At 43.6% G+C, this 19,581-nt stretch carries 15 protein-coding genes; 3 read left to right on the forward strand and 12 right to left on the reverse strand.

The features are described 5' to 3' along the window. Nucleotides 1-4 precede the first annotated feature (4 nt). The 7 genes from C3B73_RS08395 to C3B73_RS14025 all read right to left on the reverse strand — a co-directional run bounded on the left by C3B73_RS08395 (nucleotide 5) and on the right by C3B73_RS14025 (nucleotide 10,610). A complete protein-coding gene (locus C3B73_RS08395) occupies nucleotides 5-2,887 on the reverse strand; it encodes a sensor histidine kinase (protein WP_103665155.1) in 2,883 nt (960 codons plus the stop codon). 115 nt (nucleotides 2,888-3,002) lie between these two features. Further along, nucleotides 3,003-3,857, reverse strand: coding sequence for a sigma-70 family RNA polymerase sigma factor (locus tag C3B73_RS08400; RefSeq protein ID WP_020402403.1), 855 nt, complete (start codon nucleotides 3,855-3,857; stop codon nucleotides 3,003-3,005). A 199-nt stretch (nucleotides 3,858-4,056) separates the two neighbouring features. Then, on the reverse strand, nucleotides 4,057-5,223 hold the full coding sequence (locus C3B73_RS08405; protein ID WP_103665156.1) for a phosphopentomutase: 1,167 nt from the start codon (nucleotides 5,221-5,223) through the stop codon (nucleotides 4,057-4,059). Next, the gene (locus C3B73_RS08410) at nucleotides 5,223-6,686 is read right to left on the reverse strand and encodes a GAF domain-containing protein (RefSeq protein ID WP_103665157.1); all 1,464 of its coding nucleotides are present in this window, start codon (nucleotides 6,684-6,686) and stop codon (nucleotides 5,223-5,225) included. The genes C3B73_RS08405 and C3B73_RS08410 overlap by 1 nt, the downstream gene beginning before the upstream one ends. An 89-nt stretch (nucleotides 6,687-6,775) precedes the next feature. Further along, nucleotides 6,776-8,572, reverse strand: a complete 1,797-nt coding sequence (locus C3B73_RS08415; RefSeq protein WP_103665158.1) for a M3 family oligoendopeptidase — start codon at nucleotides 8,570-8,572, stop codon at nucleotides 6,776-6,778. Between the two features lie 162 nt (nucleotides 8,573-8,734). Continuing rightward, a complete protein-coding gene (locus C3B73_RS08420) occupies nucleotides 8,735-10,249 on the reverse strand; it encodes a CocE/NonD family hydrolase (RefSeq protein ID WP_232803106.1) in 1,515 nt (504 codons plus the stop codon). Further along, entirely contained in the window at nucleotides 10,227-10,610 is a 384-nt protein-coding gene (locus C3B73_RS14025) for a CocE/NonD family hydrolase (RefSeq protein WP_198597317.1), read from the reverse strand. The genes C3B73_RS08420 and C3B73_RS14025 overlap by 23 nt, the downstream gene beginning before the upstream one ends. Before the next feature lie 355 nt (nucleotides 10,611-10,965). On the opposite strand from C3B73_RS14025, the gene C3B73_RS08425 reads away from it, so the two are divergent. From C3B73_RS08425 to C3B73_RS08435, 3 genes are read left to right on the forward strand one after another with little or no spacing between them, the layout of a single operon-like run. Then, complete coding sequence (locus C3B73_RS08425) at nucleotides 10,966-14,622, forward strand: multifunctional oxoglutarate decarboxylase/oxoglutarate dehydrogenase thiamine pyrophosphate-binding subunit/dihydrolipoyllysine-residue succinyltransferase subunit (protein WP_103665159.1); 3,657 nt, start codon at nucleotides 10,966-10,968, stop codon at nucleotides 14,620-14,622. A gap of 8 nt (nucleotides 14,623-14,630) precedes the next feature. Beyond that, nucleotides 14,631-14,987, forward strand: coding sequence for a hypothetical protein (locus C3B73_RS08430; protein ID WP_103665160.1), 357 nt, complete (start codon nucleotides 14,631-14,633; stop codon nucleotides 14,985-14,987). A 34-nt stretch (nucleotides 14,988-15,021) separates the two neighbouring features. After that, on the forward strand, nucleotides 15,022-15,615 hold the full coding sequence (locus C3B73_RS08435; protein WP_103665161.1) for a YdeI/OmpD-associated family protein: 594 nt from the start codon (nucleotides 15,022-15,024) through the stop codon (nucleotides 15,613-15,615). 8 nt (nucleotides 15,616-15,623) lie between these two features. Here the strand turns inward: C3B73_RS08435 and C3B73_RS08440 are convergent, their stop codons facing one another. The 5 genes from C3B73_RS08440 to rsmA form a co-directional block, all read right to left on the reverse strand. Continuing rightward, complete coding sequence (locus C3B73_RS08440) at nucleotides 15,624-16,013, reverse strand: DUF3224 domain-containing protein (RefSeq protein ID WP_103665162.1); 390 nt, start codon at nucleotides 16,011-16,013, stop codon at nucleotides 15,624-15,626. Next, on the reverse strand, nucleotides 16,003-16,434 hold the full coding sequence (locus C3B73_RS08445; RefSeq protein WP_103665163.1) for a hypothetical protein: 432 nt from the start codon (nucleotides 16,432-16,434) through the stop codon (nucleotides 16,003-16,005). The genes C3B73_RS08440 and C3B73_RS08445 overlap by 11 nt, the downstream gene beginning before the upstream one ends. Before the next feature lie 121 nt (nucleotides 16,435-16,555). Beyond that, entirely contained in the window at nucleotides 16,556-18,226 is a 1,671-nt protein-coding gene (gene groL / locus C3B73_RS08450; RefSeq protein WP_103665164.1) for a chaperonin GroEL, read from the reverse strand. A gap of 49 nt (nucleotides 18,227-18,275) precedes the next feature. After that, the gene (groES, locus tag C3B73_RS08455; protein ID WP_103665165.1) at nucleotides 18,276-18,563 is read right to left on the reverse strand and encodes a co-chaperone GroES; all 288 of its coding nucleotides are present in this window, start codon (nucleotides 18,561-18,563) and stop codon (nucleotides 18,276-18,278) included. 168 nt (nucleotides 18,564-18,731) lie between these two features. Beyond that, on the reverse strand, nucleotides 18,732-19,505 hold the full coding sequence (rsmA, locus tag C3B73_RS08460) for a 16S rRNA (adenine(1518)-N(6)/adenine(1519)-N(6))-dimethyltransferase RsmA (protein ID WP_103665166.1): 774 nt from the start codon (nucleotides 19,503-19,505) through the stop codon (nucleotides 18,732-18,734). Between the last annotated feature and the right edge of the window lie 76 nt (nucleotides 19,506-19,581).

Consider the following 19,581-nt stretch of genomic DNA (forward strand, 5'->3'; position numbering starts at 1 on the left):
AATGTCACCTTTGGTTCGGTTTTAAAGTTCCTTTCACGGTGATCGAGAAACCGTTCTCTGTTTTAATATTAATATCTGCTCCGATCCTTTTGGCTCGCATTTCCATATTACGAAGTCCGTGTCCGGTTTTTTTGGTTCCTTTTCCGGTACTGCCGTTATCAAATATATAGAATTCAAAGCTTCCATTTTGATTTTCCATTTTAATGATCACCCTATCCCCATTAGAATACTTGGCGATGTTGTTCACGGCTTCCTTGAAGATCAGGTACAAATTCTCCTTAACCGATACGGGCAGTTTGTTGTCCATATTCAGGTTATCAAAATCGTACCATACATCCATGTTTTTCTTTTCAAGGGTGTTTAACACATAATCTTGCATACGATCGGTTAAGTCACCCAGGGTATCATTCCTGGCGTCGATAGACCATACAATATCATCGAGGCTAGACACGATCTTTCGGCACTGTTCACCTATTTGTGCTAACGATTTGCGAATCTCTCCCTGAACCTCCCCGGTTTGTAAAAAGTCTGATTGCAGTGCGATCTCGGTCAGGCTTGCGCCCACATCATCATGAAGGTCACTGGCAATTCGCACCCGCATCCGTTCAATATCGATCATTTTACGGGCCCTGTAGTAATTGTAGAATAGGTAGATGATCCCAATAACCACAGAGGCCATAAGTATCCAAAACCACCACTGCATCCAGAATGGGGCTGAAATCACAAACTTCAGTTCCTCCACATCAGGACTCCATGCTCCGTTTACATTTCTGCCATGTATTCTAAACGTGTAATCACCGGGCGGGAGTGATGGATATTTCACACTTCTTCCGTTGGTTCTTTGCCAGTCGGGATCGATTCCACTTAAACGATATTCATAAAGGATCTGATTAGGCGCAGAATAATTGATCCCTGTGTAATTGATCTCTACATAATTTTCTCTGTGCGATAATTTGAATTCACTGTCTGGTTCGTATTCCCTACCCGAGGCATTCACTCCGGTAATATGGACTAAGGGAGGCACCTGACTAACTTCATATCGTTGCGGAAAGAATCGGCTGAAACCCTCAACCGTACCAAACCACATGGAACCCTGACTGTCTTCATACACAGCTCCAAGATTCAACTCGTTTGTTATCAATCCTAATTCTTTATTCAGGATCTTAAAACTCAGATTTCGATTTCTTTCATTGGAGTTGAAATACGTTTCTTTTTCAAACCGTATTACTCCAGCCGTTGAACCGATCCAATAATACCCCTGAGAGTTCTTATGAATGAAATAGGATACATCGTCCGGAAGGCCATCTTCTACGGTAATACTCTGAAATTTCAATCCATCGAACCAGGCGATCCCGCCAAATGTTGCGGCCCAGATCGTACCATCCTCATCACGCATCAGATTCATAACGGCATTATTCGGCAGTCCTTCCTGAATGGCAAAGCTTTGAAATTCCCCTTCTAAATACCTTGTAACACCACCATATGTAGCGATCCAGACCGACCCATCATCCCCTTCTACAGAGTCCAGAACACGATTACTTATGATGCCCTCTTCAGCGGTGATCTGCTCATACTCCCCTTCTTTATATCGAACAATTCCATCATCGTAGGTACTGATCCAATAACTGCCATCCGAAGCTTCCATGACGTTTCGTACTTTTCGAAAGGGAAATTCTGCATCTTCTATAATTACAAGTTCCTGATTTACAACCTTAGCCAGACCTTCTCGCATTCCTATCCATATATCCTTTTTTGAATCTTTTAATAAGGTGTAGATCTGATTGTCCGGTAACAAAGAGTTGTATTGATATGGTTCTAAAGTGCCCTTATCAAAGATATTTATACCCCCGCCATAGGTGGCGATCCAGATCCTTCCTTGCTCATCTTCTGTAAAAGATGTGATCAGGTTATTTGTCAGGCCATTCTCTGTATCATAATTGGCAAAATAATCTCCGGTGAAATAATTGACACCACCACCAAAAGTTCCAAACCAGGTATTTTCCTCAAGATCGATCAGACTTGAATATATGATCTCGTTCGAGAGTCCGGATCCTACATCAAAGTTTTTAAAGCCGTTTCCATCAAAGAAACTAATGCCACCCTCCGTCCCTATCCACAGGTGCCCATCATCATTCACCGAAACAGTCCGTATCAAATTATTTATCAGACCATCCTGTTCATCATATACTTCAAAATTCTGATCCTCAAATTTTACCAATCCATTTCGGGTTCCTATCCATACCGTTCCATTTTGGTCGACTTCTACGTCCCTGATCCTATTTGCAGGTAATCCATTATCCACTCTGTATGTTCTGAAATTACCATTTTCGAGTACCGTTAAGCCATCTCTTGTTGCAAAGTATAATGTCCCATCCTCGTCCTCATCAATGGCCCTTATCCTGTTATCACCCATTCCATTTGAAGTGGTGTATTGGGCGATCTGAATGCCATCGGAATAGTGCCATACCCCATTCCCGTCAGTACCGAACCAGAGGTCCCCCAGCATATCTTCATAAATGCTTATGACCGTGCTGTTATTTAAAGCCTCATAATCTGAATGGTAGTAGATGCTGTCCGTTTTTATATAATTAACCCCCGATTCAGATCCAATCCAGATGCGGCCTTTGGAATCTTTCAAAAGGGACCGAAGCCGGTTACTGTTCAATCCCTGTTCTACAAAATAGTTTTGAAAGTTGATTCCATCATATCGGTTCAACCCAAATCCTGTAGCCAGCCAGATATACCCGTCGTCATCCTGAGCAATATCATACACAACAGATTCACTCAAACCCTGTTCAATGGAAAAGGACCTGAATGGATAACGCTGAGCCATTAGCATTTCTGAAAGGCCAAGCACTAACAATAATGGCAAAATGATCTGTTTCATGACTGTAAATGTAACGCAAACGAATGGGTATTAGTAGCTCATAAAGTGTTATAAAATAAAAAGCCCCACATATGAAGTCATATGCAGGGCTTATCTCACGATAAAAACTAAAATATTAGCCTAAATAAGCTCTTAAAGCAGCACTACGGTTATGATGTCTCAGCTTTCTGAGTGCTTTTTCTTTGATCTGACGCACACGCTCACGGGTCAGGTCAAAACGCTCACCGATCTCTTCCAAAGTAAGCGAATGCTCACGTCCAATTCCAAAATACAAGCGGATGACCTCTGCCTCTCTGGTAGTGAGCTTAGAAAGAGCTCGTTCGATCTCGACTTTCAGGGATTCCCCCATCAGGTCAAAATCAGGATTCGGGATCTCTTCGTTTTCGAGAACGTCAAGCAGGCGGTTATCCTCACCCTGTGCAAAAGGAGCATCCATTGAGAGGTGGCGACCTGAGATCTTCAGGGTATCTGCTACTTCACCAACGCTCATCTCAAGGCTTTCTGCAAGCTCGTGAGCAGAAGGTACACGTTCGTATTCCTGCTCTAACTTTGAAAGTTCTTTACCGATCTTGTTAAGTGCACCTACCCTGTTAAGCGGCAGACGTACAATACGGGACTGTTCAGCTAATGCCTGAAGAATTGACTGACGGATCCACCAAACAGCATAAGAAATGAATTTAAATCCACGGGTTTCATCAAAACGCTTGGCTGCTTTGATCAAACCAAGATTACCCTCATTGATCAGGTCTCCTAAAGAAAGGCCCTGATTCTGATATTGTTTTGCTACAGATACAACGAAACGCAGATTAGCTTTCGTAAGATCTTCAAGTGCTCTTTGACTCCCTTTCTGAATTTCTTTGGCCAGACGAACTTCGTCATCCGGTGTAATTAATTTCTCTTTTCCAATTTCGTGCAGATAGCGATCTAATGACTCTGACTCACGAGTAGAGATTCCAGAACTTTTTGCCACTGTGTATGTATGGTTTAATGAATGTTAGAGTAAGCAGGTGCGCAGACAATTATGTGTAACCTTAGATAATCACGCGTGCTAAGTATAAATATTGCGCCTGCGACTTAATAAAATTTACAATTAGCAAATATAAGCAATAATTGCCTCAATTTTAAATACGCATTATCAGGTTTTTGCGGTTCACTCAATTTGAGTTCTTTTATTTAATAAATGATTTTCCGGGGAAATCATTCGATAGTTTAAAAAAGGAAGCTACACTTTTAGCAATATCTGAAAACGTATCTCCGACTCCCAGATTTTCCTGAACCGCAGCCCCTTTCGGAAATATCAGCAATGGTACAAATTCCCTGGAATGATCCGTACTGTCTGAACACGGGTCGTTTCCATGATCTCCGGTTATGATGAGCAGATCTTCTTCCCTGATCTTTGATACAATAGCAGGCAGTGCTTTATCAAATTCTTGCAGGCTGCCGGCAAAGCCCTCGGGATCCAGTCGATGGCCAAATAACTGATCGGTATCGATCAAATTCACGAACACGAAACTATTCTCGAGTTTGGATGACATGAGGCTCAGAAGTTCTGCAATACCCTGCGCATTACTTTTGGTGGGGTAAGATCCTGAAAATCCTTCACCGGCAAACAGATCAGCTACTTTTCCTACGGAGATCGTAATGATACCGGATTCATGAAGTTGTTTTACCACATTATTATCGGGTGGAATGGATGAGTAATCGTGTCTCTTGTCTGAAATTCGTTCAAATTTATCGGGATTACCCGTAAAAGGCCGGGCAATGACCCTTCCAACCTCATGCTCTCCAACGCAGACCTTTTTTCTTGCGATCTCACACCATTCATATAGTTTTTCAACTGAGACCACTTCATCATGGCAAGCTACCTGAAACACGCTGTCAGCAGAGGTATATACGATCGGGAAGCCGGTCTCCATATGCTTTTTCCCGTAATCTCTGATCACATCAGTTCCCGAATAGGGTTTATTACACAATACCTCTTCCACTCCAATTTCCTGACAAAAGGCTTGGATGACTTCTTCCGGAAAACCATCAGGGTATGTTGGGAAAGGGCGATCGAGCTGTATGCCTGAGATCTCCCAGTGGCCTGTGGTAGAATCTTTACCGGCAGAAACTTCTCTCAATTTTCCATAGGCAGCCAGTGGTTCTTTATTTTCAGGAATCGAAGCCAGCGAAATTATATTGCCGATCCCAAATTTTTGAAGGTTAGGTAGTTTGACCCTTGTTGCTTCAGAAACATGCCCCAGGGTATTCATTCCGGAATCCCCATATTCCGCAGCATCTTCCTGTGCCCCCACTCCAAGTCCGTCGATAACGATCAGATATACGTTCCCCATTACCCCTCTGCTACCTTGTTCTCACTGTCGTTCATTACATTATTCAAAGCTTTTTTTGCACGGTCTACTGCCTGATAGTTGTTTACCGTATCATCCGTTAGCTTAGTGTAACCCGCTTTAAACTCAGCCCTTATAGAACCACCGATCGACAGTTTTAAGCCATATTCCATTTTCGATTTCACTTTCTCAACCCAGTTTGAAACAGCTTCTTCATCATCACTCTGAATCACAAACAGATACACATAATCAGAATTGTAGCCCATAAAACCGGGTATCCCAAATTTTGACGGGTTGAGAGCACTTACAAAATCGGCCTGAATTCTCTGAAGGTCCTCAAGACGATATTTTGTACGTAATGCCGAAACATCATCCGGGGCTATAAAACCGATCCAGGTATTATCTGTGCCCCCTCGTTTGAGGCGTTCCAGTTCGTGAGTCAGGCTGAGCTCCCAAAGTTCAGGCATGTAAGCCCCAAAATTCTGGGTAAACAATTCATCCACCATGTCAGATTTTTTAACGGAGGATTGAATACTAAGTGAGGCGATCCGAACCAAATTATTAAGCTTATGTTTGGTTGATTCCTTAAAGGTCAGGGGATCATTATCGTAACACACGATCACACCCTGCCTGCGGTCGTTGATCATGATCGGGATGGCAAGGGAGGCTCCATCGGTTCGCTTTTCAGAGGATGAGATCCTTCGGGGATTATTATTGAAATGCATGGTGAACACAGACTCCCCTTTTTCAAGTGCATCGTAGGCAACACTTTTTTCCTGCAGTTGCAGGCCAAGTTCGGGGGCATTTTTAGCATTCACAGCCCTTAGTACCAGATTCCATGATTCCATACCGGGCGCCAGCATCACAGCTCCTCCGTTTGGCAAAAGAGCCTGAGCCTCGTTCAGCATGTTCTGTACGATCTCTACCCTGTGTTGACGGTAGTCAATCTTTTTCAGCGATTTTTCATATTTCTCCCATTCCTCCTGTCCCTCATGCAGATCCACTACTTCGAGATAGGTATCCAAAACATTCACAAGGGCATTGTTATAGGATACGATCCGGTCATGGATCCTCTCCTGATCGATCTCTTTTTCACTTTCCAGAACCGTCAGGGCCACGGTCTCTCCTTTGTTGATAAAAGGTATGATGAGTATGCTTTTCGCCTGCACAAAATCAAAATAATGCATCAACTTGGCTTTTGAAATATCTTCGCCTACAATCAGCTGTACAAGGTCTTCAGCATCCTGAAACTCATTTAAAAAATGATTCTCAAAATTCACCCGATCCTTAAACATTACGTTTGGCAGTTGCGTACTGTTTGTCTCCCACACAAACTGTTCCCGCGATCGGTTCACCCAACACATATGTGCCAATTCCACCCCGGTGGATGTCCTCAGTAAGTGAACCAGGTCTTGTATGATCTGCTTAAACTCTCTGAGTGCTTTATCCTGTCGATCTAATGACATTTTTTAATTTATTTCTAAATGTGTAATTCTATTTAAGTGTAGCAAATTCTTTGCACACTTTCCTGTTTGGTGCTGAGTGGTGAAAGCGACTATATCTGCTCGGCCATTTCTTCTGCTTCTTCCACCATTTTTCTGAATGAATTCAATCCTTTTTGCCAGAAATCAGGTTGAGTAATATCAAGTCCCATTTTGGCCACTAGATCTTCCGGCCATTCGGAGCCACCTGCACTTAGTAACTCCAGGTATTTATCTGAAAATCCATCTGGACGCTGGGTGTACTCTTCGTAAAGAGCCAGTACCAGCAATTCACCAAATGCGTAGGCATATACATAACCCGGTGTGTGCAGAAAATGAGGGATATAACTCCACCAGATACCATATTCCTCAGTCAAAGTAACGGAATCGCCGTACAACGCTTTCTGCTGTTCCATCCATAATTCTGAGAATCTTTCAGTGGTTAGTTCCCCTTCTTCGCGGCGGGCAGTATGAATAGCGTTTTCAAACCGGTTCATAGAGATCTGACGAAACACTGTGGCAATAGTATCATCGATCTTACCAACCAGCAGAGCCAGCTTTTCTTTCGGATCATCCAGTTCTTTCATGAGTTTCTGGAACACCAGCATTTCCCCAAATACAGACGCGGTTTCTGCCGTTGTAAGCGGGGTTGATGATTGCAGAACTCCTTGCTGTCTTGATAGATATTGGTGTACTCCATGCCCCAGTTCGTGAGCCAGTGTTTGCACATCACGGATCTTGCCGTCAAAGTTCATAAAAACGTAGGGGTGAACCGAAGGAACCGTGCCCGCAGAATAGGCCCCACCCCGTTTGCCCGGTTTTATCGCTGCATCGATCCAGTTCTTCTCAAAAAACTCCTTGGTGATCTCTCCCATTTTGGGGTGAAATTTTGAGTAGGATTCCAATACCATATCACGGGCAGAATCCCATTTGATGGTCGCTTCATTCTGTAGCATGGGAGCATAGCGGTCATAATCCTTCATCTCATCCAGGCCAAGCAGCTTTTTCTTCAGCTTGTAGTATCGCTGAACTAGCTCATATTGGCCGGTCACAGAATTGACTAACGCATCAACCGTTTCCCGGTTGGTCTGATTGGCGAGATTTCTGGAATCGATCCAATTATCGTACTGGCGAAGTTTATCATTGATGGATTTATCGGCCAGAATGGTATTAAAAATGAACGTTAACTGACGCCCAAGTTCTTTGAATTTTTTGGTCAACGAAGCATGAGCTCTAACCCTAAGATCTCTGTCACTCTCATGGAGCTTGCTGAGTACTTCCTGCTCACTCAGTTCTTCTCCATCCAGCTCAAATTTAGCAGCACCGAGTGTTTCATCAAAAAACCGAACCCAGGCACTGCGTCCGGTAACAGATTTGGCCGACATGATCTTTTCCTGCCCTTCTTCAAGCACGTGGTTTTTATACCGACGGGAACTTTCCAGGTAGTGTTTATACTTTTTCAGCTCATCACTTTCGATCAGCTTTTGAGCTTCTTCTTCCGGGATCTTTAACCATTCTACATCCAGAAATACCAGTTTTTGGGAGATCTCTGAGGACAATTCATTCGTTTCAGCTACCAATTTTCCATAATCGGTGTTGCCGGTATCGGTTGACCACTGCAGGTAAGCGAACGAACCAATTTTACCGGAGGTATCCAGAATAGCCTCGTACCCGTCCAGCATATTTTTGAATTCCCCGGCTGAAAGTTCCGCGATCTTACCACGGTATTTTTTTGAGAATTCTTCAGCTTCCTTGAGAATAGATTTTTTATCCCCGGCCAGTTTTGGGTCATCGTTGGAGGTGTAAAGATCAGACAGATCCCAGTTTATATTTTCTGCGCCGGTCTTTTTGTTCTCAGTAGTCTCGCTCATTCCTTGATTATTTAGCAGTAAATGCGTTTTTCACGGTTTTATTTAAACTATGAATATAGGGCTAGAAAAAAGCGAATTAAAGCTTAAAGAAGAGTTCATTAAATAAAAAAAGCCCGCTGATCTTTTTAGATTGCGGGCTGATCAAATAAGAGAGTCTCAACACTAACGCAATACCTTCACTTCTAAACTGCTCGGGTATTCTGATGTGTGATAAATTCGCTGAGTTGCCTTAATAAAATCACTTTCACTCGCTTTAAAAATGTTCGGCACATAGGATTGAGGATTCAGATCAAACAAAGGGAACCAGGTACTCTGGATCTGAACCTGGATCTTATGCCCTTTTTTAAAGGTGTGATATACATCCTGAAGCGGAAGGTCTATATATGTTACTTTGTTTGGTTCGAAGGGCTCAGGTTTTTCATAACTGTTTCTGAACCGTCCCCGAATCGCTTCACTTCTGACGAGCTGATGATAATTATCGAGTTCCACCCCACCCGGAGTGTGTTCTCCTTCCTCTACGCTTGGTGGATAAATATCGATCAGTTTTACAAAGAAATCTGACGCCGTTCCTGTAGTTGAAACATATAGATTGGCAAGTATATCTCCGGCCAGGGTGACATCCTCCTTAAGTACTTCCGTCTCGAAAGTGATCACATCGGACCTTCTTGCTGCAAATCGCTGATCGGATGTCATATAAGCACGTGGAATGAACACTAATTCATCATTTTCAGTATATGGAACCGGATTTTCGGGATCACTCATATACTCTGTAAAGGTATCAGAAGATGTTGAAGGTTTGTCTGCCAATGCCCCGTCACCATTGAAAAACCACGTGGACGTTTCTGCATTTTTAGGCGGCCATTCCGTAAAGGTAGACCATGCTCCTTTTCCGGTATCATACATATAAGCTTCAGGTAACTCTTCGTGATCAGCACCTTTCAGGTACTTCATGAAAAAGGGATATTCGATCTCTTTTCGGTAGAATTCCGAGATCCCTTCCCCAAAATAGATCTCTCCAACACTTTGATGCGGACTCGGGCTGGACCATTGTCCGTGGCTCCAGGGCCCCATTACGAGGATGTTCTTGGTGCCTGGATTCTTTTCCTCAATTGACCTGTAAGTATTTAACGGACCGTATAGATCTTCCGCATCAAACCAACCACCAACCGTCATAACCGGATGATCAATATCCTTCAGATGCGGAAGTATATTTCGGCTTTGCCAGAATTCATCGTAATTGGGGTGTTCTGATAATTCCTTCCAAAAGAAGTTTTCTTCTCCATAGTATTCCGATGACTTGCTAAGCGGGGTCAGTTCTGAATACAACAGGTACATATCATTCGTAAACACATCCGGAAAATCGTACCAAGACGTATCGGTAGGGCCATCATGCTGCAAGCCAAACAAATTGGTCACATACCAATATCCCATAGTGTAAGCGCCATGGTGGTGGAAATCATCAAAGAAAAAATCGGCAATGGGAGCTTGTGGTGAAGAAGCAGCCAGAGCCGGATGCGCATCGGGTAAGGCCGCTGTGGTATAAAACCCGGGGTAGGATATCCCCCACTGCCCTACTTTCCCATTATTGTTGGGAATATTATTGATCAGCCATTCGATGGTATCATAGGTATCCGAGCTTTCATCCACCATACTTTCATCGGTTCTGTTTGGAGTCATCGTCGTGTATTGCCCTTCCGACATCCGACATCCACCTTCCCCTTACATCCTGGCAAACAATGATAAATCCCTCGGCTTGCAGATCCGGATTTCTAATGATGTTATCGGGAATGGCATCTTCAGCGTAAGGAGCACAACTGTAGGGAGTTCGGGTCATTAATATCGGGTAATCACGGGAGGCATCATTGGGAGCATACACGATTGTATGAAGTTTAACCCCATCTCGCATCTCAATATAGTATTGTGATTTTTCATAATCAGTACTTTTTAAACCGGTTTGCTGAGCAAATAACGGTATAGCACCCAAAACAAAAATCAGAACCAAGCCAACTTCTTTCAGATCTTCTTTAAATATTCTCATGACATTTATTCTTTTATGTTATGTGGTAACTCTCTGACTACTACCTGGTGTTCAGTGATCATAAATAAATCACCATTCCGGAAATATTACATTCCAATAGTCTATTGAATTGTAGTAATTTAGGTCCCCGTATCCAACACTTTTTAACTCTTTTAAACTGTATTAATACAGGTTAGAACAACTGAATTTTTTGCATCTTCTATGACCCCAAGTTTTATCGTTTTTTAAATATGTAATCCTTAATTTTAGGGTTAAATTCTAAAACCGGTTATCGGTTAAGAATGAATCATATTCAAGGAATTTACATTAGCACTTTAAATCGCTGTAAAAATACCGCACGAGGTTAAACAGACCATTGAAATCACTTGAAGCCGTCTTCGGCCCTAATTCCGCACTTGTAGAAGAATTATACGATCAATACCAAAACGACCCATCATCGGTTCCTGCGCACTGGAAGCGTTATTTTGATGAGCTGGAAGGTAAACCGGTCGACCAAACTGAACCTGCAGATCTTCAGCCTTCTGAAAGCAGTTCGACATCTACACCGGCTCAAAAAACTCAGGCAAGTCCTCAAAAACAGACGCAACAACAAGCGCCTAAGAAGGAACCGGAAGCTCCAAAAAATGCTCAGCTTGAGAAGATCAAAGGGGTTGCTACCAAGATCGTCGAGAACATGGATGAGTCGCTTGACGTACCTACCGCCACTTCCCTGCGTGTGCTTCCTGTTAAAATGATGGTTGAAGATCGTGCGATCATCAACAGGCATTTGTTGCAGCGGAATGAGCCAAAGGCTTCATTCACGCACTTTATTGCCTGGGCGATCATTCGGGCCCTTAAAGAATTCCCAAACCTGAACAGCTCTTATCTGTACAAGGATAATAATCACTATCGGGTGATCCCAGATTCCGTGAATCTCGGTGTAGCGGTTGACCTCCAGGCTAAAGATGGCTCCCGTAACCTGGTTGTACCAAATATCAAGGGCGTTGATAAAATGAACTTCAAGGAGTTCCTGCATGCTTATGCTGAACTCGTTGACAAAGCCCGAAACGGAAATCTTCAGATCGAAGATTTTCAAGGCACAACCATCAGTATCACTAATCCCGGAACGATCGGTACTGTTTCATCCGTACCCCGGCTTATGAAAACACAGGGTGCTATTATTGCAACCGGTGCCATTGATTATCCGGCCGAGTACCGTGCCATGTCTAAAGAAATCCTGAACCAGTTGGGGGTCAGTAAGGTAATGACGGTTACTTCCACCTACGACCACCGCATTATTCAGGGTGCCGAATCCGGTATGTTCCTGAAAAAGATTGATGATCTGTTAAGCGGACAGGAAGATTTTTATGATCAGATCTTTTCAGATCTCGATATCCCATACGAGCCTCTTCCATATGGAGAAGATAATTACAGCGGACCATTCTCTGACAGTCAGAATACCTTGGAGCACGATCAGCGTGTGGTTGGCGTGTACCGCCTCATCAATATGTATCGCATGCGCGGTCATGTTCTTGCAGACCTGGATCCGCTTGGTAAAGAACCGGGTAAGAATCCCGAGCTTGATCTTGAATATTATGGGTTATCGCTCTGGGATCTGGACCGTGAATTTTACTGCGGTGGCTTAGGCGGTAAAGAGCGTGCTACACTGCGTGAGATCCTGAATCTTCTCCGCGATACCTATTGCGGTAACATTGGTGTGGAATACATGCACATCCTGGATCTGGAAGAACGCAAATGGTTGCGTGAAGCCATGGAATCTACCGGTAATAATGCACAGCTGTCGAAGGATGATAAACGTGAGATCCTGCATAAACTCAATCAGGCGATGGCCTTTGAGGAATTTCTGCACAAAAAGTACATCGGTCACAAGCGTTTTTCTTTAGAGGGAGCCGATACGCTGATCCCTATGATCCACTTCATGCTTGAAAAAGCCGGAGTACACGGTATTGAGAAATTCTTTTTAGGAATGGCACACCGCGGGCGCTTAAACATGCTGGTTAACATCATGAATAAGCCGTATCACAAGGTATTTGCAGAATTTGAAGGCAACATCGACCCTGCATCAATTCAGGGTTCCGGGGATGTGAAGTATCACCTTGGTGCCAAAGGAATTCATAAAGCAGCCAATGGTTCTGAGATCGAATTGCAACTGATGCCTAACCCTTCTCACCTCGAAGCCGTAAATCCTGTAGTTGAAGGAGCCGTAAGAGCCATGCAGGATCATCACGACAAAGAAGATCCCGAAAAACGCGTAGTACCGGTTCTGATGCACGGGGATGCTGCCTTTGCAGGTCAGGGTGTTGTTACTGAAACCCTGAATATGTCACAACTGGAAGGTTATAAAACAGGAGGAACGGTTCACATTATCATCAATAACCAGATCGGTTTTACCACCCTTCCGAAAGACGGCCGCTCAACAGAATACGCGTCCGATATTGCAAAAACCGTATTGGCACCGATCTTCCATGTGAACGGAGACACACCTGAAGCAGCCGTTCACGCTATTCAAATGGCATTGGATTATCGCCAGAAATTTGGCAAAGACGTAGTTATTGATCTTATCGGTTATCGTAAGCACGGTCACAACGAAGGCGACGAACCTGCGTTTACACAGCCGGGTATGTACAAAGAGATCAACGATCATTCTCCGGTGCGTGATGTATATACTGAACATCTCGTTAAAAATGGCGAGCTGACCAAAGAAGAAACTCAGCAGATCTTTGATGAGTTCGATCAGTTATTACAGGAAGCTTTTGAGGATGCCAAGAAAGCCCCGAACCTCGAAGTGACCGACAACCTGATAGATCGTACTGAAACTCCTCAGGATGAGTGGAAAGCTTACCCCGATACCACCTATTCAGCTGAGGAACTCAAAGAAATTGCGGTTAAACTAAATACCGTACCTAAAGATTTTGATGCCAATCCTAAACTGCTGAAACAGTTGGCCAAGCGTGCTGAGATCGTCAATAACAATGAGAAGAAGATCGACTGGGGTTTTGCCGAGTTATTGGCATTCGGTTCGCTCCTCAAAACAGGAACAACGATCCGTTTAACAGGTCAGGATGTGGAACGAGGTACTTTCTCTCACCGGCATTCAGTACTTCACGGTACCGAGACGAACCAGAAATTCATTCCGTTGAATAATCTGTCTGAGGATCAGGCAAAATTCCATGTTTACAACAGCTTACTCAGTGAGTTTGCTGCTCTTGGCTACGAGTTCGGTTACAGTGCCGAAAAACTGGATGCCCTGGTGATCTGGGAAGCTCAGTTTGGTGATTTTGCCAACGGAGCACAGGTCATTATCGATCAGTTTGTAAGCTCCAGTGAGGCGAAATGGGGGCAGCGCTCTAACCTGGTGATGAACCTTCCTCACGGTTATGAAGGTCAGGGCCCGGAACACTCTTCTGCCAGACTGGAACGATATCTGCAGCTGTGTGCCGAGGATAACATGCAGGTTATGAACGTAACCACACCGGCACAGTATTATCACATGCTTCGCCGTCAGGCTCTGTCTGAGGTAAAACGCCCGGCGATTCTGATGACACCAAAGAGTCTTTTACGTCATCCAATGGCAACCTCCAGCCGTGATGAACTGGCAGATGGTAAATTCCAGCCATTTATTATTGATAAAGATTTCACGGATCCAAAGGATCTTAAACGCTTAGTGATCTGCTCCGGTAAGGTCTATTACGATCTTCTGAAATACAGACAGGAAAATGAGATCAGCAATGTTGCCATAGCCCGACTCGAGCAATTCTATCCGTTTGCGGATGATGAGATCGAAGAGCAGCTTAAAGATTTTACCTCTATTAAAGACATAGTGTGGTGTCAGGAAGAGCCTAAGAATATGGGCGCGTGGACCTTTGTAGCTCCACGATTCATGGAGCTGTTGCAAGACGGACAGAAATTACGTTATGTTGGGAGACAGGCATCTGCTTCCCCGGCAGCAGGACAGAAGAAGATCCATGAAGCCGAGCAAAACCGCCTGGTCGAGGAAGCACTTAATATTTAACCTACTGTATGGCCTCTAAAACCTCACATATTGCAGCTATGGTACTGATCGTTTTCTTTTTCAGTGCCTGCAATTCCTCCGCTGATAAGGATCTGGATGTGATTCAAGATATTGAGGGAACACTGATCTGGGGTGGTTCCCCTGCCGTTGACGGAATCGGTGTTGTTTTAGAGGCCGGAAGTATGACTTACGGAATACCCGGTGAAAAGTTTGATCATTCCGATCTTTTCTTTGAAAATTCCAACTCTGTAAATATAAAAACAGATCTGATGTTGACCGGTGAGAAAACCGTAAGAGGCTGGGGGGTGACCTACGAAGAAGCTATTCTGGTGAAACCGGAAAGGTTATCGCAGACGTCTGAGTAAATTTTATTCTTGAAATCTCTTACAGGATCCGGCAATGGCAAAAGCAGGAAATGTGGAAGCGTACATATCTGAAAATTCCTTTTGGAAAGAAGGTTTGATCCGATTAAGAGAACTGGTTTTGGAAACAAATCTTGAAGAAACCATAAAATGGGGGCAACCTACTTATACCCTTGGTAAAAAGAATGTTTTAGCGATTGGAGCTTTCAAAGGGCATTTTGGTATCTGGTTTTTCAATGGAGCACTTCTAAATGATCCTGAAAACGTGCTTACAAATGCTCAAGAGGGAAAAACCAAAGCCACTCGACAATTACGCTTCACTTCCCCTGAAGATATTGATGAAGCAATCGTCCGTAACCTCATTCAGCAGGCTGTCAACAATCAAAAAATGGGGCGTGAAGTTACGATCGATCCCAAACGGGAGGTATCCATTCCTGATGAATTGGCGCAGAACTTTTCAAATGATGATGAACTTAAACGTAGATTTCACGATCTAACTCCGGGGCGACAACGTGATTATGCTGAATATATCTCCACAGCCAAGCAAAGCAAAACGAAGCAGAGAAGACTTGATAAGATCATTCCAATGATCAAGAAAGGAATTGGATTAAATGATAAGTATCAGAAATAAGTATTTTCTTACAATTTAAAATCGAATTCGTAATAATGCTTCCCATTATCACGGATGATCTTCATTTCTCCCGATATACCAGATAAATCACCGGTGCCTGAATCCGGTACGACTTCCAGTATCAACCGTTCCTCTCCCTTAGCCATGGTGCCAAAATGTTGTAACACAAAACTGCCCGATTTGCCTTCAAGGTCTCCAGTAAACTGCTCGATAGCCACATAACCTGCAGAGCCTTTTGTTGGAGTAAACGCGCTCAACATCTCTCCCTTACTTTCTCCGGAAAGTTTACCGTGAAAGATTTTATCCAGCGATCTTCTTCCCAGTGTGATACCCTCTTTTCCTTCAGCATACCCCTTTAATTCGTTTAACTTGACTTCAAATTCTCCTTTAACCTTCATATTTCTCCTGTTTTAATTTATCTGCAATAAATGCTCCTAAATAAGCCATTGGTATGTATGCAATGGTAATATCAACCACAGCAAACCAAATTGGAGAAGGCAGCATTACAACATTTGAAACTCCCCCTAACAGGAAAAAACATCCTATAAATAATGCCCATTTCTTAGGTTCTGATACAACCAAATATGCCGTAATTAAAGCTCCTAGTAAAGTGCCCAGTGCATGAGCCAAGAATGGCATTAAAAAATGCTGGGGTTGAAAGAGATGCATTGCTTCCTGTAAACCTTCCATGGTAGTTACATCCGCACCCTCAGGTGGCGGTATGACCGATCCGCTGATCATGATGATACCCATATTTAATGCCCCACCTATCAACAAACTTAAGATGGCTACCAGGGCATTTCTCAGAAATTGATTCATTATGGTCGTTTTAAATGATTGATGGACAAAAGATTATAGTAAAATATCGCCATAAAAAAATCCCACCCAAAATTAATTGAGTGGGATCTAAAATCTAGATCTGAGATTTATGAGGGATGAATTACATCATTCCACCCATGCCTCCCATTCCTGGCATTCCGCCGCCCATTCCGCCTGGCATTCCGCCGCCGTTGTCATCATCGTCGCCGCCTTTACTTGGCTTCTCAGAGATAACAGCTTCGGTGGTTAGCATCAATCCGGAAACAGAAGCAGCATTTTGCAGAGCTGTTCTGGTTACTTTTGTAGGATCGATAACACCGGCTTTGATAAGGTCTTCATAGACCTCAGTGCGAGCATTGTATCCGTAAGCGTCTTTGCCTTCAAGTACTTTTTGTACCACGATGGCTCCTTCAACACCTGCGTTATTGGCAATTGTGCGAAGCGGAGCTTCGATAGCACGTCGGATGATCTGAATACCAACATTCTCATCGTCATTGGCGCCTTTAACTTTATCAAGTACTGATGAAGAACGCAGCAGAGCAACACCACCACCGGGCACAATGCCTTCTTCTACAGCAGCACGGGTTGCGTGAAGGGCATCTTCAACGCGGGCTTTCTTCTCTTTCATTTCCACTTCAGAAGCAGCACCAATGTAAAGTACGGCTACACCGCCACTTAGTTTGGCAAGACGCTCCTGCAGTTTCTCACGATCGTAATCAGACGTGGTATTCTCGATCTGAGATCTGATCTGATTTACACGGCCCTGAATATCTTTATCGTCTCCGTTTCCATCAACAATTGTTGTGTTGTCTTTGTCGATGGTTACACGTGAGGCACGGCCTAAGAAATCAAGAGTTGCATTCTCAAGCTTGTATCCACGCTCTTCAGAGATCACAGTACCACCGGTCAGGATGGCAATATCTTCAAGCATAGCTTTTCTTCTGTCGCCAAAGCCCGGTGCTTTAACAGCAGCGATCTTCAGAGAACCACGAAGTTTGTTAACTACCAAGGTAGCCAATGCTTCGCCTTCAATATCTTCAGCAATGATCAGAAGTGGGTTACCACTTTGAACTACTTTCTCAAGAATTGGAAGCAGGTCCTTCATGTTTGAGATCTTCTTATCAAAGATCAGGATGTAAGGATCTTCCATTTCAGTAACCATCTTCTCAGAGTCGGTTACGAAGTATGGAGAAAGGTAACCACGGTCGAACTGCATACCTTCTACCGTTTCAAGGTAAGTTTCAGTTCCTTTGGCTTCCTCAACAGTGATCACACCATCTTTACCAACTTTTTCCATAGCATCGGCGATCAGGTTACCAATGGTTTCGTCATTGTTTGCTGAAATGGTACCGATCTGAGCGATCTCTTTGCGATCGTCAATATCACGGCTCATTGATTTCAGCTCAGTAATGATAGCATCCACGGCTTTTTCAATACCGGATTTCAGGTCCATTGGATTGGCACCGGCAGTTACGTTTTTGAGGCCTTCACTTAAAATAGCCTGTGCAAGAACGGTAGCTGTTGTGGTACCATCACCGGCATTGTCGCTGGTTCTGGAGGCTACTTCTTTAACCATCTGAGCGCCCATATTCTGGACCTTATCAGACAATTCAATTTCTTTTGCAACGGTTACACCATCTTTAGTTACAGTAGGTGAACCGAATGATTTTTCTATAACAACATTGCGTCCACGTGGGCCGAGGGTTACTTTAACCGCATTGGCCAGCTTGTCGACACCTTTCTTCAGGGCGTCGCGTGCTTCAACGTCATAATGAACTAACTTAGCAGACATAATTATCTATAATTTTTAGTTTGTAATTTAATTTCTTGAAAAGGTGGGTTTACGAAACAATACCCATGATATCAGATTCGCGCATGATCAGGTATTCTTCTCCATCAAGTGTAACTTCTGTACCTGCGTATTTTCCGTAGAGAACTTTGTCTCCTTCTTTTACGCTCATCTCAATTTTATTGCCGTTTTCTACTTTTCCGGCACCAACCGCTATCACTGTACCTTGTTGCGGTTTTTCTTTAGCCGTATCTGGAATGATAATTCCGGAGCTGGTTTTTTCTTCAGCAGGCTCAGCCTGTACCAACACGCGGTCGCCTAAAGGTTGAATCTTAGCCATTTTTATGACTCCTGTTAGTTTTAGTTTTTGGTTTAATTTTCTTTTGGGCAATGCCCTTTATCTGTTTCGCAGTACTTATTGCAACTTCCGTACCAAACCAAAACTAAATTGAGAGAAGATGCCTAATGAGGCAGATTTACCATTTTATTTGCCGGTAATCGTATAGCGTCAGGAAAGCCTGTCAGTCTGTTCCAAATGCTCTGACAACTTTGCATAGGTTTCAGGTGACCAATGGTCTGCCCGGTCGTCATAATTGAATCCTTCCGGGAGTTCATCCCCTAAGATCGGTTTCAATGAGTTGCTGAGTTTTTTTCTACGCTGATTGAATGCCGTTCTGACCACAGATTTCAATGTATCATCTGAAAATGGGAGATCCGGTCTGTCAAATTTCAACTTAATGACCGAACTGTTTACCCTTGGAGGCGGGCTGAAGGATCCCGGAGCAACGTCAAACAAAATTTCCGGTGTGCAGAATAACTGTGTTTGAACGCTCATGATACCGTATTCCTTTGAGGAGGGTTCTGCTACCAGCCGTTCAGCCACTTCCTTTTGCATCATCAAAACTGCTTCCGAAAAATGTTTTCGATTTTCAAGCAGATCAAAAAGTATGGGTGAGGTTATATAATAGGGTAAGTTACCTACTACCACGTTTTTCTTTTTTGGATCGACGATCTCACTCCAGTTCACTTTTAAGACATCCTGCTGGTGGATGGTAATACTATTGATCTCTTGTTGAAGTACCTCCACGGCCCTTTTATCCAATTCGATCACGTGAAGATCAGATATACTTTTTGCCATCCATTTTGTGAGGGCTCCCGTTCCGGGTCCGATCTCAATCACCCTATCTCCATCCTCTGCATTTATAGATTTTAAGATCTTAAATATGACATTATTGTCAGTGAGGAAATGTTGGCCCAGACTTTTCTTTGTCTTGAATGACATGCTTTGTTCAGTTAGCAGTTAGCAGTTAGCAGTTAGCAGTTAGCAGTTAGCAGTTAGCAGTTAGCAGTTAGCAGAA

Source organism: Gracilimonas amylolytica, assembly GCF_002911695.1.
Classification (GTDB): domain Bacteria; phylum Bacteroidota; class Rhodothermia; order Balneolales; family Balneolaceae; genus Gracilimonas; species Gracilimonas amylolytica.